Source organism: Paenibacillus sinopodophylli (assembly GCF_005930355.1).
Taxonomy (GTDB): domain Bacteria; phylum Bacillota; class Bacilli; order Paenibacillales; family Paenibacillaceae; genus Pristimantibacillus; species Pristimantibacillus sinopodophylli.
Window position 1 is genome coordinate 14,334 of record NZ_VDBO01000003.1, and the last position, 24,431, is coordinate 38,764.

13 protein-coding genes are annotated in these 24,431 nt (G+C 46.2%); 4 read left to right on the top strand and 9 right to left on the bottom strand.

Going from position 1 to position 24,431, the window contains the following annotated elements; translation table 11 throughout:
* Positions 1-12 precede the first annotated feature (12 nt).
* Positions 13-981 carry a sugar phosphate isomerase/epimerase family protein gene (locus FGT79_RS15085; protein ID WP_138753661.1) on the top strand — a complete coding sequence of 323 codons (969 nt, stop codon included), beginning with the start codon at positions 13-15 and terminating at the stop codon, positions 979-981.
* A gap of 66 nt (positions 982-1,047) precedes the next feature.
* Here the strand turns inward: FGT79_RS15085 and FGT79_RS15090 are convergent, their stop codons facing one another.
* The gene (locus FGT79_RS15090; protein WP_138753662.1) at positions 1,048-1,263 is read right to left on the bottom strand and encodes a hypothetical protein; all 216 of its coding nucleotides are present in this window, start codon (positions 1,261-1,263) and stop codon (positions 1,048-1,050) included.
* Positions 1,264-1,824: 561 nt separating this feature from the next.
* On the opposite strand from FGT79_RS15090, the gene FGT79_RS15095 reads away from it, so the two are divergent.
* Positions 1,825-2,844, top strand: a complete 1,020-nt coding sequence (locus tag FGT79_RS15095) for a DUF7309 domain-containing protein (protein WP_138753663.1) — start codon at positions 1,825-1,827, stop codon at positions 2,842-2,844.
* Between the two features lie 73 nt (positions 2,845-2,917).
* Here the strand turns inward: FGT79_RS15095 and uvrA are convergent, their stop codons facing one another.
* The 3 genes from uvrA to FGT79_RS15110 all read right to left on the bottom strand — a co-directional run bounded on the left by uvrA (position 2,918) and on the right by FGT79_RS15110 (position 9,192).
* On the bottom strand, positions 2,918-5,800 hold the full coding sequence (uvrA, locus tag FGT79_RS15100) for an excinuclease ABC subunit UvrA (RefSeq protein WP_138753664.1): 2,883 nt from the start codon (positions 5,798-5,800) through the stop codon (positions 2,918-2,920).
* Between the two features lie 16 nt (positions 5,801-5,816).
* Complete coding sequence (gene uvrB, locus FGT79_RS15105) at positions 5,817-7,817, bottom strand: excinuclease ABC subunit UvrB (RefSeq protein ID WP_138753665.1); 2,001 nt, start codon at positions 7,815-7,817, stop codon at positions 5,817-5,819.
* A gap of 223 nt (positions 7,818-8,040) precedes the next feature.
* Entirely contained in the window at positions 8,041-9,192 is a 1,152-nt protein-coding gene (locus FGT79_RS15110; RefSeq protein ID WP_246096466.1) for a response regulator, read from the bottom strand.
* A 544-nt stretch (positions 9,193-9,736) separates the two neighbouring features.
* On the opposite strand from FGT79_RS15110, the gene FGT79_RS15115 reads away from it, so the two are divergent.
* Positions 9,737-16,693: an SdrD B-like domain-containing protein gene (locus FGT79_RS15115; protein ID WP_171056260.1), complete on the top strand. Its 6,957-nt coding sequence runs from the start codon at positions 9,737-9,739 to the stop codon at positions 16,691-16,693.
* Positions 16,694-16,747: 54 nt separating this feature from the next.
* On the opposite strand, the gene FGT79_RS15120 is transcribed toward FGT79_RS15115, so the two are convergent.
* From FGT79_RS15120 to ftsE, 5 genes are all read right to left on the bottom strand, one after another.
* Complete coding sequence (locus FGT79_RS15120) at positions 16,748-18,046, bottom strand: PDZ domain-containing protein (protein WP_138753668.1); 1,299 nt, start codon at positions 18,044-18,046, stop codon at positions 16,748-16,750.
* Between the two features lie 105 nt (positions 18,047-18,151).
* Positions 18,152-19,609, bottom strand: a complete 1,458-nt coding sequence (locus FGT79_RS15125) for a S41 family peptidase (RefSeq protein ID WP_138753669.1) — start codon at positions 19,607-19,609, stop codon at positions 18,152-18,154.
* 177 nt (positions 19,610-19,786) lie between these two features.
* Positions 19,787-21,085 (bottom strand): murein hydrolase activator EnvC family protein, encoded by a 1,299-nt coding sequence (locus FGT79_RS15130; protein WP_138754036.1) that lies wholly within the window; start codon positions 21,083-21,085, stop codon positions 19,787-19,789.
* Between the two features lie 15 nt (positions 21,086-21,100).
* Entirely contained in the window at positions 21,101-22,018 is a 918-nt protein-coding gene (ftsX, locus tag FGT79_RS15135) for a permease-like cell division protein FtsX (RefSeq protein WP_138753670.1), read from the bottom strand.
* A complete protein-coding gene (gene ftsE, locus FGT79_RS15140) occupies positions 22,008-22,694 on the bottom strand; it encodes a cell division ATP-binding protein FtsE (protein WP_138753671.1) in 687 nt (228 codons plus the stop codon). The genes ftsX and ftsE overlap by 11 nt, the downstream gene beginning before the upstream one ends.
* Before the next feature lie 166 nt (positions 22,695-22,860).
* On the opposite strand from ftsE, the gene FGT79_RS15145 reads away from it, so the two are divergent.
* On the top strand, positions 22,861-24,351 hold the full coding sequence (locus FGT79_RS15145) for a VanW family protein (RefSeq protein WP_138753672.1): 1,491 nt from the start codon (positions 22,861-22,863) through the stop codon (positions 24,349-24,351).
* Positions 24,352-24,431: the final 80 nt, after the last annotated feature.

The window sequence follows — 24,431 nt, forward strand, 5'->3', positions numbered from 1 at the left end:
GTAAATGAATACATGAAATTAGGCGTATTTAGCGTTCTATTTGCTCAAAAACCATTCGAGGAAGCACTCGACTATATCGCATCCAAGGGACTCGACGCCATCGAAATCGGAACGGGTGGATATCCTGGCGATGCGCATTGTGATCTTGACGGATTGCTAGCTGACGAAGGAAAACTGAAAGCGTTTAAGCATGCAGTAGAATCACGCGGATTGATGATTAGCGCGCTGAGCTGTCACGCGAACCCCTTGCATCCTCAGAAGGCCATTTCGACCGAGCATGATGAGGTTATCCGCAAAACAATCGAGCTCGCAAACCGACTTGAAGTTGCTGTTGTTAACACTTTCTCCGGCTGTCCAGGCGACCACGAGGATGCTAAATATCCGAACTGGCCGGTAGCCCCTTGGCCAAATGATTTTCAAGATATTCTCAAATGGCAATGGGAAGCAAAAGTTATACCATATTGGTCTGAAATCGCTAAGCTCGCAACTGCGGGTGGTGTGAAAATCGGTCTTGAGCTACACGGCGGCTTCTCTGTACATAGCCCAGCTACACTGCTCCGCCTTCGTGAGGCTGCCGGCAACGCAATTGGCGCCAACCTCGATCCGAGCCACATGTGGTGGCAAGGTATTGATCCCGTACAAGCTGTACATATCCTTGGACGTGCAGGAGCCATTCACCATTTCCATGCGAAGGATACAACAATCGACCCAATAAACGTCAATCATCATGGCGTAACTGATATGCAGTCATATGCGCTTATGTTGGATCGCGCTTGGCAATTCCGTACGGTTGGTTATGGTCATGATCTTAAAGTTTGGTCTGATATTCTTAGCGCACTTCGTCTTGTCGGTTATGATTATGTGGTCAGCATTGAGCATGAGGATGGACTTATGTCCGTTGATGAAGGCTTCACAAAAGCTGTGCAGAATCTGCAACAAATTCTGATCCGCGAGCCGCTGGGCGAGATGTGGTGGGTATAAGTTTAAAAGAAATATAGAAAAAGGTCTGCCAGACTTGTCCGGCAGACCTTTTTCTATACGAAATGACTACGCCAACCATACTTTAGTGATCATAATAAAATCGATCAACAAGAACAATCCAAGCGATACAGCTGTAAAACCGATCGCGAAAATGTTTTTCTTCGGACGAGTCGTCAACAACCGAACGAAACCGATTGCAATCAATACCGTAAAGGCAAGCATAAACCAATCGAACGTACCTATTTTACTTGCGGCTTTAGCTGCTTCTTCTGCCAAAAACATAAAGGGACCTCCTTTTTTTCGCACGTAACCTATTTTATTATATGTTAGCTTTTTGTGGCTTCCGACGCAAGCCTGAATTAGGATTCGTAACAAGTTTGTCACGTTTTTTTTGAAATATAACCATTTATAAGTTTGTTAGCTTATAAAAGACTTATATTTCACCGTCAAAGCTACTTCAGCGTCTAAAGGACGCCAAAGACATTTTTGCTTGAAATATAAGAATGTATAAGTTTCACCCTTATACTCCGCTTATATTTCTCGGACTGAAACGCGCTGCGCCGCCAAAGGACTTCGACAGCCATTTCACCTTGCTGTATTTATACAATGTCCTATTATTTGAATATCTATAACGGTAAAACAACAAAATCCAATCTGCTTTTCATGCAGGTAAACACACTAAGCTGCATCTATCCATTAAATTATTTTTGCTTATATTGTACATTCCTTCATGTTATAATGATTCAAAATTCGCCTGTATATAAAGACATTTTGTTTTCAAACCCTTATGGTTTATAACGAAAAACAACCTATACCAATAAACAGAAAACGAGGAGATTTAACATGCAGCCATCTAGTCAGCAGTGGGAAAGGCTTTATGAAGCCGCAATCGCTTTTAAGGCAGCAGAACCATGGAGCATATTGGAAAACGACGACCTCTTTGCAGTCAAAGACCCAAACTCTGAATTAACAGGCTACTGCTGTGTCATGGGTGCAGGCGGTGAGGTTTATGGGATGGCCTTATATTTGGGCAGAAGCGGTCTAGATACTTTGCTCGCTATGTTTAATGATGAAATAGACGAGGACCCTCTTTTTGTTCAACATTGTCTTATGCTCTCCTTCGATGACCGTGAAGATCTACATCCGAAAGAAAAAGACATCATTAAAAAACTTGGCTTGAAATTTCGTGGCCGCGGAGCATGGCCGAGCTTCAAGCTGCATGAACCTGGCTATTATCCATGGCTGCTGGAGCAAGCCCATGACGTATCCTTTTTAACAGAAGCATTAGAGCAAGCCATACAGGTTGCAGCCACTGTCCGTGAAGATCCACACTTCCTCCATTCGCAGAATGATCTGCTCCTGCACCGTGTAGGGAAACCTCAATCAGACGGTGTATTAGCTTGGCAAAATGAGTGGCAGCTGCCTGCTGAAGAGAACGAGAAACAAGTCGGTCAATCGCCATACGTGCCGAATGAGCTACTGCTTGCTAAGTTAAAAAAAACAATCAAATCATCTAATAGCGTGTGGGAGATCGATCTGTTTTTCGTGCCTGCACCTGTAATGGAGCAAGAAAGACCTTATTTCCCCATGGCCTTAGCTGTAATGGATCAAGACTCGCAACAAATTATTGCCATGCACATGTTTGAGCAAACGGAGGCTCCTATTGTCGTTCCGCAAAAGTTTATAGAACTGCTGCAGATGGTCAAGCAGTTGCCGGACAAGCTTGTGGCTCCTAAAGCTGCTGCCTTTCAACATTTATCACCTGTTATAGACTTTTTCTCTATGAGCTGCTTTATTCAAAATGGTCCTTTGATGCTTGACGATTTCAAACAATCTTTATTCGAACGTTTCGGAAGAAATTAAGCGTATCAAGGTAAATCTACATAAAGTACACAAGAAAGCAGGCTGAGCGAACAGCCTGCTTTCTCATTTGTGCTTATTCTGCGGCAGCAGCAACCTTCTGCTTCTCCTCATGCAACGCAACCGTTCTTGCACGGTCCCGCTCGAGGATCGGCTTTAAATATTTGCCTGTATACGATTGTTCCACTTTGATGACTTGCTCAGGCGTTCCTGTTGCTACGATCATGCCTCCGCCGTTACCGCCCTCCGGACCTAGATCAATGAGGTAATCTGCAGTCTTAATGACATCCAAATTATGCTCGATGACGAGTACGGATTCACCAGAATCGACCAAACGATGCAGCACATGCAACAGTCTGTCGATATCATGTACATGCAAGCCTGTTGTCGGCTCATCTAGAATGTATAGCGTTTTACCGGTCGAGCGACGATAAAGCTCAGCGGCCAGCTTGACGCGCTGTGCTTCGCCTCCGGACAACGTCGTTCCAGGCTGTCCAAGCTTCATGTAGCCTAAGCCAACGTCCAGCAAAGTCTGTACTTTACGCAATATACGCGGAATATTCTCGAAGAACGTGCACGCATCCTCGATTGTCATCTCCAATATTTCTGCGACGTTTTTACCTTTATATTTCACTTCTAACGTCTCGCGATTGTAGCGTTTACCTTTGCAAATCTCACAAGGAACATACACATCGGGAAGGAAATGCATCTCGATTTTGATAATACCATCCCCACGGCAAGCCTCGCAGCGTCCGCCCTTAACGTTAAAGCTGAAGCGTCCCTTTTTGTAGCCGCGAACCTTTGATTCTGAAGTACTTGCGTACAAATCGCGGATATCATCGAATACACCTGTATAAGTAGCTGGGTTTGACCTTGGCGTCCTGCCAATCGGTGATTGATCGATGTCGATGACCTTCTCCAGGTGTTCAATGCCTCGCATCTCCTTGTATTGGCCTGGACGTGTCTTCGCCTTATTAAGATCACGAGCAAGTGTTTTATACAAAATCTCGTTAACGAAAGTTGATTTCCCTGAGCCGGACACTCCGGTCACAGCAGTAAACACACCCATTGGAATTTTCACATTGACGTTTCGAAGGTTATTCTCCTTCGCTCCACGAACCTCAAGCCACTTGTCATTCGTCTTTCTGCGCTCTGAAGGTACCTCAATGAACTTTCGTCCGCTCAAATATTGACCCGTTAAGGAATGTTCATTTGCCATAACCTCTTCAGGTGTTCCCTCAGCAATGATCATTCCGCCATGAATACCTGCGCCTGGTCCGATATCAATAATATAATCAGCAGCGAGCATCGTATCTTCATCATGCTCAACAACGATCAGTGTATTGCCCAGATTGCGCATATGCTCAAGTGTCTCGATCAAACGATCATTGTCCCGTTGGTGTAAGCCGATGCTCGGCTCGTCCAATATATATAGAACACCCATTAAGCTTGAACCGATCTGTGTCGCCAGTCGAATCCGCTGCGCTTCTCCGCCTGACAAAGTTCCCGCTGCACGGCTCAGCGACAAATACTCTAAGCCTACATTAACAAGGAAGCCTAGACGGCTATTGATTTCTTTTAGAATGAGGTTTGCAATTGCAAGCTCCTTCTGCGATAGCTCCAATGAAGTGAAATAGCGCTGCGCATCTCCGATTGAGAACGAAGTAACTTGAGAAATATGATGATTGTGAATCGTAACAGCCAAGCTCTCCTTGCGCAGCCGTTGACCCTTGCAGCCAGCACATGGCTTGGCGCTCATATAATTCTCGATATGCTCTCGCATCATATCAGAGGCCGTGTCTCTGTAGCGCCGTTCCAAGTTATGCACGATGCCCTCGAATGGGACATAAGCTTCCTTCCGATGGCCAAAATCATTCTCGTACAGGAAACGGACGCGTTCTCCTCCCGTTCCGTAAAGAAGCTTCTTCATTTGCTCAGGCTCAAGCTCCGATACCGGCACATCCTGACGGATACCATAATGGACGCAAACGGCGCTCAGAAATTGCGGATAGTAATTCGATGTACTGCCTGCCCATGCAAGAAAAGCAGCATTCTCGATTGATTTGCTCATATCAGGCACAAGCAGCTCCGGGTCGACGATCATTTTGACCCCTAAACCATCGCATTCCGTGCATGCGCCATAAGGACTGTTGAATGAAAACATTCGAGGTTCCAGCTCTTCAATACTAAATCCGCATTCTGGGCATGCCAGATTAGAGCTGAAGAGCAGCTCTTCTTGATCAATAATATCAACCAGTACGCGGCCTTCGGATAGCTTGAGCGCTGTTTCCAGCGAATCAGCTAGTCGTGTCTGAACATCAGACTTTACTACGATTCGGTCTACCACAACTTCAATGCTGTGCTTTTTATTTTTCTCCAGTTCAATCTTTTCACTAAGCTCGCGAAGCTCGCCGTTCACGCGTACCCGCACAAACCCTTGCTTCTGTATATCAGCAAGTAGCTTACTATGCTCGCCCTTGCGTCCTGATATAATTGGAGCCAAAATTTGAAGCTTCGTTTTCTCTGGATACTCCATAATGCGATCGACCATTTGCTCCACCGTTTGCGCTGTAATTTCAATCCCATGATCCGGACAATGTGGTTTCCCGACACGCGCAAACAACAACCGTAAATAATCATAGATCTCCGTTACAGTACCAACTGTAGAGCGCGGGTTGCGGCTTGTTGTTTTCTGGTCAATGGAGATGGCTGGTGACAAGCCATCGATAGAATCGACATCAGGCTTCTCCATCTGGCCAAGGAATTGACGAGCGTAAGCAGATAGAGATTCTACGTACCGGCGCTGTCCTTCCGCATAAATTGTGTCGAAAGCGAGTGATGATTTGCCCGACCCGCTTAGTCCTGTCAGTACGACAAATTTATCACGCGGTATGGTAACATCAATATTTTTTAAATTGTGGGCACGTGCGCCCTTAATTACTATCTTATCACTAGCCAATCGTTTCTCCCCCTACTTAGCCCATCTCGGCGCGCAGCTCAAGCAGCGCATCCCGCAGCTCTGCCGCTCGTTCGAATTGCAAATTTTTCGCTGCATCCTTCATTTCCTTTTCCAGCCTGTCAAGAAGCGCCAGACGTTCCTTCTTATTCATCTTGCCCGCTCCAGCTCCGGTTAAGTAATCGGCCTTCTGCTCCGCCACCTTCGTCGCTTCAATAACGTCATGCACCTTCTTGCGTATCGTCGTCGGCGTAACGCCATGCTTCTCATTGTAAGCAAGCTGTATAGTACGACGGCGCTCAGTTTCTTTGAGCGCGCGATCCATAGAGTCCGTTATTTTATCGCCGTACATGATTACGCGGCCTTCACTATTCCGTGCTGCGCGTCCAATCGTCTGAATAAGCGCGCGATCCGAGCGAAGGAAGCCTTCCTTATCCGCATCTAGAATCGTAACCAGTGAAACCTCTGGCAAATCTAAACCCTCACGAAGCAGGTTAATCCCAATTAGGACATGAAACACACCAAGCCGAAGATCCCGCAGAATAGCAAGCCGCTCCAACGTCTTAATATCGGAATGGAGATATCTAACCTTTATGCCTATCTCCTTCATATAATCAGTTAAGTCCTCGGACATCTTCTTCGTTAGCGTTGTAACAAGAACACGTTCATCCTTCGCAATCCGATCACGGATCTCATTCAGGAGATCATCAATTTGTCCTTTTGTTGGACGAACCTCGATGATCGGATCAATAAGACCAGTAGGGCGAATGATTTGCTCAATCATTTTATCTGTATGTTCAATTTCATATGGTCCTGGGGTCGCAGAAACATAAACCAGCTGCTTCGCCTTTGCTTCAAACTCTTCAAAGCGAAGAGGTCGGTTGTCCATTGCTGACGGCAGCCTGAAACCATGATTGACCAGCATCTCTTTGCGGGCACGGTCACCATTGTACATCGCCCGAATTTGTGGCAGCGATACATGCGACTCATCAATAACAATAACCATGTCATCCGGGAAGTAATCCAACAATGTATAAGGCGTAGCACCACGCTCCCTAAAGGTCAGCGGGCCCGAGTAATTCTCGATGCCCGAGCAGAAGCCCATTTCTGCCATCATTTCAAGATCGTAGCGTGTACGCTGCTCCAATCTTTGTGCTTCAAGCAGCTTGCCTCCTTCACGCAGCTCAGCAAGACGCTCCTCAAGCTCCCTCTCGATATTAACGAGCGCAACCTTCATCGTCTCCTCCTGCGTAACGAAGTGAGAGGCGGGGAAAATGGCAATATGATCGCGTTCGCCGATAATTTCACCCGTAAGCACATCAATTTCTGAGATTCGCTCAATCTCATCCCCGAACAATTCTACGCGAATAGCCCGCTCATTATTGGCAACCGGAAAGATCTCAACAATATCGCCGCGGACACGGAACGTCCCCCTTGTAAAACTAATATCATTGCGCTGATACTGGATGTCTACCAGCTTGTGCAGAATGGTATCGCGTGACTTTTCCATTCCCACTCGGAGCGAGAATACTAAGCCTCCATATTCATTAGGCGAGCCGAGACCATAAATACAAGACACGCTTGCAACAATAATGACGTCCCGACGCTCGAATAAAGCCGACGTCGCGGAGTGCCGCAGCTTATCAATCTCATCATTTATGCTAGAATCCTTCTCAATGAACGTATCCGATGAGGGGATATAAGCTTCAGGCTGATAATAATCGTAATAACTCACGAAATACTCTACTGCATTGTCAGGGAAGAAGCTCTTAAACTCGCTGCATAACTGGGCTGCAAGTGTCTTATTATGTGCAATGACCAGCGTAGGCCGGTTTAGCTTCTCCACCATATTCGCAATGGTGTATGTCTTGCCTGTTCCCGTAGCGCCGAGCAGCGTTTGATGCCTCTTACCGGCGTTAATACCCTCTAGCAGCTGCTCAATCGCTTTGGGCTGGTCACCCTGCGGCGTATATTCCGACTTTAGTTCAAACAGCTTCGTTCCTTTTACAAGCTCGCTCATGCCACGAATCCACCTCATCATTCCCAAGTGCTATTGTTATATCAGTATGGACAATTATATGAATTTCATTTCATTTAAGTTTACAAAATAAGAATGTTTGTTCCCGTTTATTATACCTTTATCTTTTAAACGACGCAATGCACTGGGTTCAAAAAAAATACGCACAGCTCGGTCTGAAATTGACCTTCACTGTCGTATTGTCTCTAAGGAACGGCACTCCCCTTTAGGAGAACCGTTCTTTTCCTATTCTTATGTCCAGCCACTGATTATACCAGCCACTAAGCTGTTCCATTACAGGCAAGCCTAGTTCTGTCTCAAGCGTTTGTACCATTTGCCCATAATGTGCCGTAATCTTATCGTAATAACCCAGCTCATCATAGAGCTTCATAACAATCAAAGCTTCCGCTTCATTATATGGATCGACGATATGGATTCTTTCGAATAACTGCAATGCTTCTGGATGCTGCTCCGCATGTTGGAAATAATACTTAGCAAGATATCTTGCATGACTCAGCCAAATCTGGCGAAGCCGTTCCCTCTCATGCTCCGCCCATACATAACCGTGGTCCTGCAAGTAATCGCCTTCATAATCCCCCAGCAGTTGAAGCAGCTTGTCCTTTCGCAGCTCTAACGGCACCGTTAACTTGTCCAGCTCCTGCTCCCATTTCTCCGTATCCAGCACAACTTGTCCCATATCGAGAATATAGCCTTCCTGAATACTGGAGTTCTGTATAACGAGATCCATGCCCATCTTCTGCAGACACTGCCGAATTTGATAAATCGACGTATAGAGCTGGGTCATTGCCCGTTTCAAATCCATCTCAGGAAAGAACACCTCAAGCAACGTAGACTTATGAACAAGCTGCTTCCGATGGTGTAGCAAATAAAGAAACAGCTCCTGTGCTTTGGCGGTTCGCCATTTCGGTATCTCAGGTGAATTTCCAAGTGATTGAAAGCGAAGCGTTTTGAAGCAATAAATCTTCTGAGACCGATCCACTGCCACAAACGGTTTGATCTGCCCCGATCGGCGCCTTATTAGGCGTTCAACTGTCTTCTGAATGCGAGATTTCTGCAGTGGTTTGAGGACATAATCGACGGCATTCAGCTCGAATGCCCTGATCGCATATTCATCATGCGCCGTCACAAATACAATGTCTGCGTCAGGACAGACTTCTTGGATCATTTCTGCTGCTTGAAGACCTGATATTTCCGGCATATGAATATCGAGGAATACAACTTCCGGCTGCAGTACCGCTGCCTGCTCTACAGCCAGCAATGGATTCTGAAAGCTGTCGATTGCTGTCAGCTCCATCGCATCGCTTAGCATACGTTCCAACTGAACCAGAGCTAGCCTTTCATCATCTATTAAAAGCACTTTCAATCGCTTCACTCCTATTGTTAATCTAAACCCTTCCTAGTTAGTACTGCATCTAATCATTGCTTTCTTTTAGTATATCGGCATATGCCTGATGTTCATTTATGCTTCTTCAAATATATAACCTATCCGATAGGACGAAATTGTTCAGAAATTGTACAGATATAGTCTGTATAGTGAATCATGATGCAGATAAAGTCGTGACTTGACGAAACGTGACGGTATAAGGCGTTATCTGTTCCCTTTTTCTGTGGCCACATTACTTCTCAGGATTCGAGCAGCTTGCTAAATTAGTCAGCATGGGTGAATCGTGCCAAATGTATTCTATCAGGCATTAATTGCCATGGAGATTAGTGAACCAGCTTCTATAATTCTGACATTTCACAAGTACCTGTCGATTACTTCCTAGACTTTTAACTTCTACGCAAGCAGGCTGACTTTATTAAGGAGGCTGATATCGGCTACTTCTCGTTTACCTGGAATAATGCGTCATTCTGCCACATGCAAAAGTATTAACAGACCGAAAGGAAGGAAGAAAGAAACCATGCTATTTCAGAACATGCGGAAAGGTCGTACTCTCCCCCTTGTCATTCTGTTCGCCTTGCTGTTGCAAACAGCGCTGCTTCCCTTAGCAACTCCAGTGCAGGCGAGCACGCCAATTGACGGACTTACGATCATAAAAACCGCGGATAAGACAAATGTAAACGTGAATGATGAATTCAGTTACTTCATTAACGTAGCGCTTGCCAGCACTGTAGCCTTAGCAAAGGATTTGAGGATCGAGGACGTTGTTCCCGCTCCCTTTATCATTCAAGGCGTAACAGGCGCTGGAGCAACCGGAAACACCGTAAGCATTAACCGTCAAATGAGTCCCGGAGATTCGCTGGAAATTGAAATTAAGGTCAAGGTAGGCAACACGTACACCAACTCCCTTGTCACCAAGACTAACACTGCGACCGCTACGGAAATTTCAAACGGAAACGTGAGCTCAAGCAACGTTAATGTCAGCATCGCTGCGGATGCTACGCCAGCTCCTACCGCTCCGCCAACAGCAACACCAACTCCGACACAGTCTACCTATGACAAGTGGGCAGCCTTCAAAACTCAGGAATCCGGGTTTACAGGCACTGTCCTCAATGTAGGCGGAGACATCAGCTATAAAGTCGGTATTAAATCGGTACAGAAGAGTAACACGCTTCCCGCCGGCGCACTTAAAAACATTACCTTGGTAGATACTTACCCGGCAAATGCAACCGTGACGCTTGCAGATATTCAACATTCAGCAGGTCCTAACGTTACTCCTGTAATCAATACGACTAATCGTACCATTACCTGGTCCAATTTCGATTTGGCATCTGGGCAATCATTTGAGGCTCTTGTCACACTCAAATTCTCAGATTCACTCGGTTGGCTTGGACCCATTAATCAAACAAACCAAGTAGACATTACTCAATACACCATAGAAGGACCACCCGAAACTGAGGTGACCCTTGAGCATGCAGAGGTTATTACCAAGTTCGGTCGACCAGTATCAGGTGGAGGCGCGATCAATAAAAACCGTACTTTCGACTATCGTTGGCACGGACAAGAACAAACCTATACCATTGGCGGTATTACGAATACGGCAACTGGCGTGAACTCGGAGCTGCGGAATCTGGTTCTTACAGACACGCTTCCAACTGAGCTTACGTACACGCAGCTGAAAATGCCTAACCGTCAGTGGACATCCTTTACTTATGTACTGAAAAATGGCGGCTCAAACACATTTACTCCAAACAGCAATGGCAATGCCATAGAGAAAGCAGCAACAGGCAGTAACCTATCCATTGGTCCTGCAGGCAATATCATAGTGCCAGTCGGCGATTCATTAGTGAGTGTTTCTTGGACATTTGCATCGTTGCCGATTAACCAAACGATCGGCGGCATTGAAATCAAAGGTTCGGTCTTGGACACAGCTACAGGTCCTAGATCAAGCGAAAATGCAGCCTGCGGTACGGTTACTCCAAATGCAGACCCTAATGTTGAGCAAGGAGATACCATTAAGAACTGTGCTGTCATAACTTATGACGCTTTGACTGAGACATCACCAGGTGCCTGGGGATATGCTCCCAAAACACCCGGAAAAGCAGTAGCGAATTTCCTGATTAACGAGCCTAAGCCTTGGCTTAACGCTTGGAAGGATAGTCAGCCGAACAATGCGTTCTACGGTCCTTTAAGCACTGTTCCATTTACGATCCACATTCGAAATAAAGTAGATGCAACTGGACCTTGGGTAAACCCAGTCATTTACGACCTACTGCCTCAGGACTTCAATTATTATACGAATCCGAAGCAGCTTGATTTGCAGACGGCGCTCGCTGAATCATTTACGATTACCGGTTTGCCATCTGGCGCTGTAGCTCCAGAACTAGAAATTCTGCCCGACTTGAACGGCAAAACACTTGTGAAATGGTCATGGCCTTCAGGCATCTCTCTTGATCCGGGTACTCAGCTAAACATTACTTACAATGGTCAAATCCGCGCAGGTGCTCTAGCGACAGGCGGAGCTGTTATCTACGTCAACAATCTGTATGCAGCTCCGGCTGACCCGACTACGCAATTCTGGCATGATCAAAACAGCAATCCTTTTGACCCTTCCGATTTCCCAGGCTGGGCTGCTGACAACGCAGGACGCTCAGAAACAGCACTTGGATTTGAAATACCCCCTACTGGTCCTGATGTGCGCTACTATGTCAATGCCAGTGCGCCAGTAGTTGTCAGTTCAGCTGCTGTCGTCAAATCAACAAAGTGGAACAAAGGGGATCTCGCTCCCGTATTCGATGCAGCTAATTCAGGCGGATATAGCGGCCCACCTTCTATTTCATTCACTCCATTTGATAGAGTTGAAGGAGATTCTGAATACACAGAATTCCCAAGATTCAGTTCTACTTATGAGGGTGGCTCTGCCGATTACAAGCTTGTTATTCAGAATAGCGGGAATACCCGATTATCCAAGATTGACGCAATCGATATCCTGCCATTTATCGGCGATCAATCTGTACTAGGAAACACAGCTCGTGGTTCCGAATGGCGTCCAAATCTTGCTTCAACCCCTATTTCAGGAACTGGTAAAACATTTACTTATGTCCCTGAGGGTGGCGGCCCAAGCAAAACGATCACTTATGACTTGAACGTCTATTACAGTCTTTCAGCTGACAAAGGCACTATCGTCAACTTTTCAAATGCGGTAGGCAGCAAAAACGGCTGGATTAATCAAGCAAGCTTCACAAGTGATGACCTAACAGATATTCAATCGCTATACTTTGAGTTCAAAAACATCAAAGGCAGTGATGGCAGCAATGATCTGGCTCCTGGCGACTATATCGTTCTTGGCTGGGACATGAATGCACCAGTAGGAACAGAAACAGGTAAAGTTGCTTGGAACTCCTTCGCGATTCAAGCAACCAGCGCAGCCAGTGGCAGAACGATGCTACCAGCAGAGCCAAACAAAGTAGGTTTCTTAGTTCACCCTACTAATCAACATGTGCCTCTTGGCGAGATCGGAAACTTTGTCTGGTTTGATAGTAACCGCAACGGCATTCAGGATGAGGAGTATCCTGGCGACAGCGGACAAGGCGCAGGCATTAACGGTATTCAAGTTAATCTTTATAAAGACGGAGGAACGACTCCGTATAAAGAAACCATTACCGGCTATCATCAAAACGGAAGCCCAGGCTACTATTTGTTCCAAGGTCTTCCTACCGGTCAATATGAAGTAGAGTTTGTTCTTCCGGAGAGATATTCTCCGACAACGGCTAACACGCCAGGAGCAGATCCTACACATGTAGATAATACGGATTCCAACAAGGTCACTAAGCTTGCCACTATCGGCACGTACACGCCATATCGTACGGACAGTATCACTATTGATGTTCTGACAGCAGATAAGATCAAGAACTTTACAATTGATCTAGGTCTTGTTGAGGGTGGTTCGGGAGTTCCTTCGTTCCCTTCAGCTGAATTTGTCAAATCGATTACAAACGTAGCTAAAGGATCTTCAACTGATGCGCCAAGCATTAGCCACGTTGTTGTAGGCAATGAGGTCCAATACGAAATCGAATTTACGAACACTTCAACAGTAACCCTGCACAACATCAAAATATCGGATACGCTTGATCGCAATCAAGCAGGATTTGCTTTCAATAGTCTGACGTATGACGGCTCTGCCATTCCAATTAACGGCAATAGCCATTCACGTTCTGATATTATTTCAAGCATTAGCAATTCAGGAACCGAGCCTTATATCGTTATTAAGAAGTTAGCTCCGAATAAGAAGATTGTACTTACAGGCACTTATTCTGTTACCTCTGATGATTTCGATTTGAGCGAGCTCGATAATAAGGCTACCGTTTATTACAATGAGTCCGAAGATCCTCTGGAGGATACAGCAAGTATTCCTACAGCAGGGGTCGAAGTTGTCAAAACAAGCAGCAGAACCTCCGCATCGAGCGCTGATGCTGGTGATTGGATCGATTATCTCGTAACCGTCTCGAACACAGGCAGCAGCACCTTGACGAATATCGTCATAACCGATACGAAGGTTACAGGAATTCCAAACATTCCATCTCTAGAAGCTGGAAAGTCGATTGAAATTACCTATCCGTATCAATTAACAAGCACGGACGTCAGCGGTGCTACTATCGTTAATACAGTCAATGCAGATCCCGCGGAGACTCCTCCGGTTTCGGATACGCACATCATCACAGTTACAACTGATCCGCGAGGCTCTATTGGCGACTATGTTTGGTTTGACCTTAACGAAAATGGCATTCAAGACGCAAGTGAAAATGGCCTTAACGGCATTACTGTAAAATTGCTTGATGATAACAAAAATGTAATTGCTACAACACTTACTCGCGACAAAGATGGAAAAGCAGGACATTATTCGTTTAAAGGCTTGCCTTTTGCTACCTATTATGTTCAGTTTATTGTACCTGGTGATTATGATGTCACTGCACCGAATAAAGGTACATCCAGCACTGATTCCAATGCCATTGATGCATCGGGTGTAACGGACGCTATTGTGCTTACAGCACTTGCTCCTGATGACCTTACCATTGATCTTGGATTATATCCTCGCGGCGAAATCGGCAATTATGTATGGCTAGATCGCAATCGGGACGGTGTTCAAAACGAGCAAGAAAAGGATGGCATTAACGGCATTGTCGTGAAGCTGTTCAAGGATAACGTAAATGGTACAGAAATTGCTACAACGACAACAGCGAATGATAGCAGCGGCAAGCCTGGCTACTACCTATTCGACCATCTGCTGTCTGGCAACTATTTCGTGCAATTCGTGATTCCTAATGATTACAACAAGACTGTCGAAGGCTCTGTTCCAGGTTCAGGTACAGATTCTAACGTAACAGACAACAACGGCATTACACAGCAAATTGTTATCGGAGAAGCAACTCGCTGGGTTGATCACACGATTGACTTGGGGTTAGTTGGCAAAGGCAGCATCGGTAACTATGTATGGGTGGACCGTAATGACAACGGCAAGCAGGACGAAGAAGAAAAAGACGGTGTCAACGGCATTAAAGTAAACCTATACGATAACAATAAAATCCTTCTCGAAGAAACGGTGACTGGAAACGACTCTAGCGGCAACCCTGGTTATTATTTATTCGAGCATCTGGTCGGCGGAGATTACTATGTCGAATTTGAAGTGCCAAGCATCTTCGGTCTTGCAAAAGCGGCTGCTGCAGGCACTACAACGGCAACAGACTCCAACCCAACTGTCAACGGAATGACACAGGTCATCCAGATTGGAGCGACGGCTCCTGCTGGCTGGAGCGACATGACGATTGATTTAGGTCTTGTCGGCAAAGGCAGCATAGGTGATTATGTATGGCATGACCGCAATCGTGACGGTATTCAGAACGAAAAGGATTCAGACGGTATCAATGGCGTTGTAGTCAAGCTTTACAAAGGCTCCGCTACCGGAACTCCGGTCGCACAAACGACTACCGCCAACGATTCAAGCGGCAAGCCTGGCTACTATAAGTTTACTGAGCTGCTTGAAGGCGACTATTATGTCCAATTCGTTCTGCCAGTAGATTATGAAAAAACAGCAGCAGAACGCGGTGGCAACAATGGTACGGATTCTAATAGTACGAACAACACCCACACCACTGCAAAAATCGAAATCGGTGAAGCAGCTGGTTGGATTGATCCAACGATCGATTTGGGTCTAATTGCTAAAGGTGAAATTGGCAATTATGTATGGCTTGATCGCAATCGTGACGGCGTACAAAACGAAAACGACGCACAAGGCATTAACGGCATCACTGTTAAGCTCTACAAGGATACGGTAACTGGTACACCATATGAAGAGACAACAACGTATACTGGACCAGACGGCAAACCGGGTTATTATTTGTTTGATAACCTGCGCGAAGGCGACTATTTCGTACAGTTCATCTATCCTACAGATTATGAGAAAACAGTTCCAGGTGCTGGTACTGACTCAGCACTAGATTCGAACCCTACCGATACTAGCGGAGTTACTTCAGTCATTACAATTGGTCATACTGAGGGATGGGTTAACCATACGATTGATCTTGGCTTAATCGCCAAAGGCAAAATCGGTAACTATGTTTGGTACGACATCAATTCAAACGGTAAGCAAGATGATGATGCTGAACACGGATTTAATTATGTAGTTGTTAAGCTGTATGACAAGGATAAGGGCTTCCTTGAACAAACAAAAACAGCTAACGACTCCAACGGAAACCCTGGTTATTATTTGTTTGATCAATTGTTAAATGGACAATATTACGTAGAGTTTACCATTCCTGCTGGCTTTGTTGTGACGCAAGCTGAGGCAACTGGTGTATCTGCTGAACTAGACTCCAACAAATTGACACATGGTTTAACAGAGGCGATTTACATCGGGGATAGCGCGCCATTTGGCTGGGAGAACTTAAGCATTGATTTAGGCTTATACAACGCTCCTGTTCCACCGGTGCTGCCTTCGGTAATCCCGCCTGTACAGCCACCTGTACAACCTCCGGTTCTACCTCCTGTTAATCCAGATCCAGAGGTTCCGGTAGTACCTGTCAATCCGCCGGTAGAACATGAAGCAACTGAACAGGACAAACCCATTAAGGGCCATGTCGACATTCCAGTAGACAGCAAGCCTAGCATAGGTGAAAAACCGTCGCATGGTACAGTCACGATTGACGACAAAGGCAACTGGGTTTACACACCTAATCCTGGATACACAGGTAAAGACAAGTTCTCTATTATTGTGAAGGACAAAGACGGCAACGAAGAGGAAATTTTCTTCGAGATCGATGTAGAGGTGCCACAAGGCGGTATAGATAATGGCAATACTATTACACCACCTGTGAGTAATCTTCCAAAAACAGGAGAACAAAGCTACCTGCTTATGCAAATACTAGGATTAAGCTTGCTGCTTCTAGGCGTAGCACTTCAGTTCAGACGTAAGAAATCATAATACAAAAAAAGACTGTATACGGCGATTCTGCCGCGTACAGTCTTTTTTTTGCTCTTAATGTTCCACTTTGTCCACTGAAGCACCACCGCGTCGATTAGAAGCATGATAACTTCTAAGCAGCTCCAGCAACGAGGCAGGGCCTGTTGAAGCGTAGTAGTTAGCCTGTTCATCTGGGGCAAGGATAACGCCAAGCTGATGATGCTCGCCTGCAAATCTCGCCCGTTGCGCGAACTTAATTTCACCCTCCAAATTCAGCACCTCCAGCTTACAAAAAGCGGAATTCAGTACTAGGGCCTCATAGAGATCCTCTTTGGTTTTTACACGTACACCATTCACCTTATGCAAGATTTCACCAACACCAAGCCCCATCGCTGAGGCTGGTGTCCCAGGCACGATTCCCAATATACGCAAGCCACGCGAATCATGGACATAGAGCGGCGACTGTGCGGCCTCCTTAGCACGGCTGCGCCATATAATCGCTTCATGCAAGAGGAGTGAGGCGATTGCAGCAAGCGGCAGGAGAATGGGCTGCCACCATGCGAGAGCAGCCACGCCCGCCAGACAGATGCTGTACAAAAGCAAACCTTTAGCTGCATGCTTCGCTTTCTCGCGCGGCAATAATGACCTTGTCATCTCCGTAAAACCGATAATCATAGGTAATGCCACAAATGACCAGCCTTGCGACCAATCCACTCCGAACAGTGGTTGCCAAGGCAATTCTGCCATTGAAGCGCCATTGCCAGTAGACGGAACCAGCATAAGAAGGGGGATTGGCCAAAATCCTTGCAGCATGTAGCCGCCCACAAGCTTCCCTCGCTTCCCCTCTATAAATAGCGGGGTAGCTAACCGATGCCCTTGCCAGCGGACCAGCAAAGCTTCCGCAAGGTGCAGCATCGCTACCAAGACGAGCAATCCTATTGCATCTATGCTTGCAAGCGAGACTGCTGCGAAGCCAAGCCAATCCGTTCTCTCACCCAGTGCCGTCCATCCGACTAGCCATTGGAGAAGGGTAATGACCCCTGCACTGTAAGCGAAGCATAGGTACCGAATGCGGATAAGCATCAGAATGGCCGCTACTGCCCACAGCCATATTACCGCCGTTCCAGTTAATGCCACACCGATAAAAGCTCCAACGACAGATACTGCAAGACCGATAAGCAAGCCAGCGATTAGCGCTTTCAAAACCAAGCTGGGCCAATGATGCAGCTTAACCGCGAACATTTGCCTCTCCATTCTTATCTGCCTCGTATATTGTAAGATGATAAATAAAACCGCAATATAATAAAATGGCTGTGCAATCAATTGGACAGCCGCTTTCCCGAGCATTTCCAGCAACTCGATCGCCGTTTCCAAAGCTAACACTCCTTCACTCGTTCCACATTTCCTAATCGGTTTAAAAAAATAAAAGGCCGACTCCGTTAAACAGAGTCAACCTCTTATTCATTCGACGCTTGTGGTTTATTTCCTGCTTACGGCTTTAATTGCTGCATGGAGCTGGGTATCGTTCTTCTCATCCTGAATCCATTTAATAACCGCATTCTCAAGCGTATCTCCGGTTAGCTTATCGACCTGTCCCGTAGCCGGCAAGCCATGTTCCGCTTGGAATTTGTTAACGGCCTCTACTGTCTCGGAACCGTAATAGCCATCTTCACGCTTAGGCTCATAACCGAGTCCATGCAGCATAATTTGAACACTGCGGACCTGTTCGCCTAGCATATCTTTTTTCAGTGTCTCTTCGAGGGCAAGCCTCGCAACCTTGTACAAGTCTGGTGGCTCTACAGCAATGTCCGGCTTAATTCCATTTTCATGAATCCAATTGCCTTTAGGCGTCAACCACTTCGCAATCGTCATCTTCAACAAACTGCCGTCTCCTAGTGCTTTATTATAGCTCACTTGAACCGTTCCTTTACCAAAAGAGGTTTCGCCAACAAGCTTCGCGCCAGCGCTTTCCTGCAAGGCACCTGCTAAAATTTCCGAAGCACTTGCGCTTCCAGTGTTCATTAGCACCGCGATGGGATAGGATTTGCTTTGGCCCTCAGAGAGGGTCTTCTCTCGCTTGCCTTCCCGATCCTCTACTTGAACGACTGTCGTGCCTTTAGCCAGGAAGGATTGGGCAATATCGACGACTACCGGAAGCACTCCGCCCGGATTGTTGCGTACATCCAGCACAAGTCCCTTCATGCCTTGCTCCTCCAGCTTGGCCAGCTCCTGCTTAAAGCGCTCTGCCGTATGCAAGGAGAACTGTCTAATCTCAATAACACCTGTCCCATCTTGATGCAGCTTGCCATATACCGTCTCCACATCAATATCATCACGGATAAGCACGAGCTGGATGGGATCGGAGAAGCCTGCCCGCTGTACTTGAATTTTCGCTTTCGTCCCTTTAGGGCCGCGGATTTTGGCAACTGCATCCTGTAGGTTCAAGCCATCAAGCTTATCACCGTTTATAGATAACAGCACATCCTTGGCAAGTAATCCAGAACGTTCAGCCGGGGATCCTTTTATGGGAGATACGACAACAATCTTTCCATTTTCCAGCGTCACTTCCGCACCGATGCCTGTAAAAGAGCCCTCGATAGACTCTGAGAAATGCTGTGCGACATCCTTCTCCATATAAACGGAATACGGATCGTCGAGCGAGGACATCATTCCACTGACCGCTCCGTCGAGCAGCTCATGTCGGTCAACCTTTTGATAATATTTGGTCTCAATTAACTCCAGCACCGCATTCAGCTTCGTTAGCTCGTCCTCTTTCAGTGCGAACCGGTCACCATCGTCAGCTGCTGACGCTGTGAGCGCAGGTGCTGAATGCTGGTCTGGATTAATTAATTGATCCGCGATCGTCAGCGTCACGAGTACCGATGCAATCATCGTCAGCATAACGAACGCAAATACTGTACGTCCTTTGAAATGCACCTGTCTACACCACCTTCTCATCTTCCACGGTCTTAGCTTTAAGACCCCCCTAGTATATGACAATTGACTTCCAATTATTTGTCTTATCCAGAAAAGATGATCATTTCATCAGGTATGGGTCAAAATTTCCAAAGGCAGCCACACGGGCTGCCTCTGAAAGTTGCTTATAGATGAAGCCTATTTTAAATAGCTGCTTGGGTTTACTGGTGTTTGATTTACTCGTACCTCGAAATGCAAATGCGGACCGGTTGAGTTGCCCGTACTGCCAACTTCCGCGATCTTTTGGCCTTTTTGAACTTTCTCGCCTTTTTCAACCTTAATGCCACCATTGCGTATATGGCCATATAGCGTCCACAAGCCATTTCCGTGGTCAATGATGACACAGTTCCCATAACTGCTCCAGCTTTGGGCAACCAATACAACGCCATCCTCAGCCGCATAAATATCTGTACCCTGAGGTGCTGCGAAATCGATTCCTGTGTGCGTATGCTTTTTGCCCGTAATCGGATGAACTCGGGTGCCAAAGTTAGAGCTTACCCGGTAGTTGTCTCTAATTGGCATTCCTAGTTTACCGCCAGAGTATGGATTAGAAATACTATTTTTCTCTGCGTTCAGCTTGGATACCTTTGCAGCAAGCGCCATCAGCAAATCTTCCTGCTCCTTGCTTATGCCTTCTAGCTCTTCAAGCGTGCTGTCTATTTGTTGAAGCTTGCTATCTAACTGATGAAGCTTGCCGTCCAGCTGTTGAATGTTGCTATTATAGCTCGCAATCATCAATTGCTTTTCTTCTTCCTTCTTGGCAAGATGAGCTTCATACTGCTCCAGCTTCTCATAAATTTTGGTCATTTCGCCAAACTGCTTCTCCACCTCAACTTTTTTGAGGGCGACAAGTTCTTTCTCTTGCCTTTGTTCCGCCAAAATGTCGCGATCCTGCGACAAAATAGATTGAAGAGCATCAAATCTGTCAATAAAATCAGTAAAGCTCGTCGCACTCAACAATACATCCATGTACGAAACAAATCCGTTTGTATACATAAGACGCATACGTGACTGCAGAAGCTCATCCCGGGTCGTTACCCGTTCTTCAGCCTGATCAAGCTCTAATCCGGTCTGAAGCAGTTCTTCTTCCTTCTCATCACGCTGTGCCAACGCATTTGTTTTATTAATAACAACATTATCAATTTCAGCCATAATGTTATTAATTGATGCTAGAGCCTCTGCCTTCTTGTTCTCAATGTCACCCTTCTCGCTCTCAGCTACTTCTGCCTGCTGGTGTGCATTAGCCGCTTGCTGCTTCACGTTTGCCGCTTCTCGCTCCGCTTTGGCCGCGCGCTGCTCAGCAGCTCTCATCTCCGCTTTCGCAGCTGCGATTTGTTTCTTGATATCGGTAAGAGAAGCCGCTTCTCCTCCAGTTGGTTGCCATACAAGTACTACGAGCATCATCATAGCCACAACGAACAGCCATTTTCTCTTCATCACGTTCGTATCCACCTACACTTTCAAATACTTGCGTATCGAAATCGTACTGCCCCAAACACCAAGAAGCGTTCCAAGTACAATGAGCAGCGTCGCTGTCAGCAGACCTGACTCCTCTACCGTAACCAGCTTAATCATCATCAAAGACAATTCCATTTGCGAAAATTTCACAAGCTGTGAATATCCAAGCAATACAGCTGCCGTCGTAACAACGGAGCTAATAATGCCAATCAAGGCACCTTCAATGAAGAACGGCCACCGAATAAATGAATTGGTCGCACCTACCAACTTCATGATGCCGATTTCTCTTCTTCTTGCGATAATCGTCATCTTAATCGTATTCGAGATTAGGAACATCGCTGTGACCGACAATCCGATTACAACCACTATGCCTATGTAACGAACAGCATTGGTAATTTTGAATAACGTTTCTACTGTGCCTTGCCCGTACTTGACCTTAGCAATGGGGATAAGCTCGTCTGCTTTATTGATCGCTTCGATCTGCTCTGCTGCAGCCTCGATCGATTGCGGATCATAAACCTCTACCGTAAACGAATCAGGCAGCGGATTTTTTTCCTTCTCATAACCATCCAGCAAGTCCTTGTTGTCCTCGCCCAAGTTTTTTCTCAGCAGCTCAAGACCCTCCGCTTTCGAAACAAATGTTACTTTTCTCACCTCGGTAAGATTACCGATCTTGTTCTGGAGCTCCGTTATTTTTTCTTGCTCCACATTAAGCTGAAGAAACACACGAATTTGAACCTGACTCTCGATTTGAGCAGCCATATGATTAACATTCAAGGCTAGCAGTAAAAATACACCGAGTATGAAAAGCGATATAAATATCGAGCTCATCGATGCGAAAGACATCCAGCCATTTCGGATGATGTTTTTGGCGCCCTCACGGAAATGCCGGGTTACGGTTCTAAGCTTCATAGCCGTACTCCCCTCTAGCCTCATCACGTACGATATCACCATTCTCGATTGCAATAACGCGCTTGCGCATAGAATTTACGATGTCTTTATTATGAGTAGCCATTACGATCGTCGCCCCGCGGAAGTTAATCTCCTCAAGCAAATTCATAATACCCAGCGACGTCTCTGGATCTAAGTTTCCTGTAGGCTCGTCCGCAACAATGACAGACGGATTATTAACGATCGCCCTTGCGATCGAGACGCGCTGCTGCTCTCCGCCGGATAGCTGCGCCGGTAAGCTAGCATGCTTATGTTTCAGTCCAACGAGGTCTAGCACCTCCATCGTCCTTTTCTTAATCACTCTAGTCGGCGCTTCTATAACCTCCATCGCAAAAGCGACGTTTTCGAATACCGTTAATTTGGGTAATAATCTGAAATCTTGAAAAATAACGCCTATGTTGCGCCTCACAAATGGAATTTTGCGCGGCTTTAGTTTTCCTATATTAAATCCATTGACTGAAATTTGACCCTTCGTCGGAACTTCCTCACGATAAATTAACTTCATAAACGTAGATTTCCCTGCGCCTGATGGTCCTACTAAATAAACAAATTCGTTGCGATCTATACGAACAGAGACGCCTCTTAACGCATGCGTTCCGTCGGTGTACGTTTTCCATATGTCTTGCATCTCAATCACATTATCACATCCTGTTTATAGTCAGTACTACTATTTCGACAGTTTGTGCTGAATTCCTTCATGAGAAGCTCGCTTTCCTCATTTTTCACAAATCTCATAAAAAATCGTTTGTCGAATCAACCGTTGAATTCGCTATAGACAAAATTACAGCGTATGGAGCATATACATGAAGTACTGCCTTGTTTTCCACATGCAGAAAGGAGTGATTCATATCATAAAACGGATTCATATTGGCATCATCATCGCTGCTTCCCTGTTGCTTCTCGCAGCTGTAAGCTCAGGCTTTGTCTGGAATTACGCACTGCAAAAAACAGTTCCCGAGCAGGTTGATGCCGGCGGTATTGCCATTGGCGGCTTACCGCTGCAAGAAGCGCTGCATGTGCTGGATCAATATGAGCAAGCGCTGCTGCAGAGGACAATTTCGATTCAAGCTTCTACAGCGGCAGCAAGCGACAGCAAGAGCTGGACCGTCTCCGAGCTCGGCTACAAAGCAGCATTCACCGGTGCACGGGAAGCTTTAGCTAAGCTCACTGAAGGCGATATATGGGAGCGTGCCGTCTATCGGTATCAATTTCAAAAAACATATGTGCTCCTTCAAAGCTGGAATCCTGATGTGTTCGATGCAGCCGTACGCAAGCAATGGAGCTGGATCGAAAAGAATGAAACCAAAAATGCCACGCGAACAATTACGGGTGACGACCAGATTGTTTATGAGCCTCATGTAGATGCTTATCGACTGGATACAGCTGAACTAACCGCTCGCGTTGATGAATGGGTTATCGTTCCTAAGGAAAAAATCGGAGCTCCGGTCGAGAAGGCTTATGAAGCCTCCCTACCGATTTCGACCGTTCACCCCGAACTTACGCTGGAGAAACTGAAGGATGAAGGAATCGAACGTAAAATCATGTCTTTCTCCACAGATTTCAAGACGAGTGCGGAGGGACGTGCCTATAACGTTACCGTTACGGCCGAAGCTCTTAACGACTGGGAGCTTGCACCCGGAGAAGTGTTTGACTACAACAAGCTGATAAAACGCGCTGAGGAACTGTACGAATATCGAGAAGCGCCTGTTATTCTAAACGGAAAGCTAGTTCCCGGCATCGGTGGTGGAATATGCCAAGTATCGAGTACATTGTACAATGCAGCGCTGCGAGCCGGTCTCGAAATTGTTGAGCGTCGCAACCACTCCTTGCCTGTCGCTTATTTGCCGATCGGCCAAGATGCAACCTATGCGGGCGATGCGATTAACTTCCGTTTCAAGAATACGACTGGCAAACATTTGATCATTCGAACGCAAGTAGAGGATCGCAGACTTACCGTCAAGCTATTCGGAACGATGAACGCTGAGGAGAACTATGATATCGAATCCGTCACGCTCCAGACGATCGCCCCTTCCATTCAGGAAAGAAACAATGCTCAATTATCGCCTGGCCAGAAAGTCATCCTAGAAAAAGGAAAGCAAGGCTACATTGTCGAAACCTATCGCACGCTTACGAAAAATGGCAAGCTCATTTCTCGTGATCGTATATCTCGTGATACTTATAAAGCACAACCCACACTGATCGAAGTTGGACCACGCAAGGAAATTGGCGGACCAGCTGTAACACCAACTCCTGCTCCGAGCACAAAGGAGCCTATATTGGAGGACGGCATTTAATGCTCAGTCTTATTGAATAAGTTAAGGAGCAGCTACACCTGGTAAAGTCGATAAGAACAGCAAAAAAGCAGTTCGGCTGA

Excerpts from the sequence above, each read along its gene's own strand:
- FGT79_RS15085 (WP_138753661.1), top strand. The coding sequence starts at position 13 with ATGAAATTAGGCGTATTTAGCGTTCTATTTGCTCAAAAACCATTCGAG.
- FGT79_RS15090 (WP_138753662.1), bottom strand. The coding sequence starts at position 1,263 with ATGTTTTTGGCAGAAGAAGCAGCTAAAGCCGCAAGTAAAATAGGTACG.
- FGT79_RS15095 (WP_138753663.1), top strand. The coding sequence starts at position 1,825 with ATGCAGCCATCTAGTCAGCAGTGGGAAAGGCTTTATGAAGCCGCAATC.
- uvrB (WP_138753665.1), bottom strand. The coding sequence starts at position 7,817 with ATGAGCGAGCTTGTAAAAGGAACGAAGCTGTTTGAACTAAAGTCGGAA.
- FGT79_RS15115 (WP_171056260.1), top strand. The coding sequence starts at position 9,737 with ATGCTATTTCAGAACATGCGGAAAGGTCGTACTCTCCCCCTTGTCATT.
- FGT79_RS15130 (WP_138754036.1), bottom strand. The coding sequence starts at position 21,085 with ATGAAGAGAAAATGGCTGTTCGTTGTGGCTATGATGATGCTCGTAGTA.
- ftsX (WP_138753670.1), bottom strand. The coding sequence starts at position 22,018 with ATGAAGCTTAGAACCGTAACCCGGCATTTCCGTGAGGGCGCCAAAAAC.
- FGT79_RS15145 (WP_138753672.1), top strand. The coding sequence starts at position 22,861 with ATGAAGTACTGCCTTGTTTTCCACATGCAGAAAGGAGTGATTCATATC.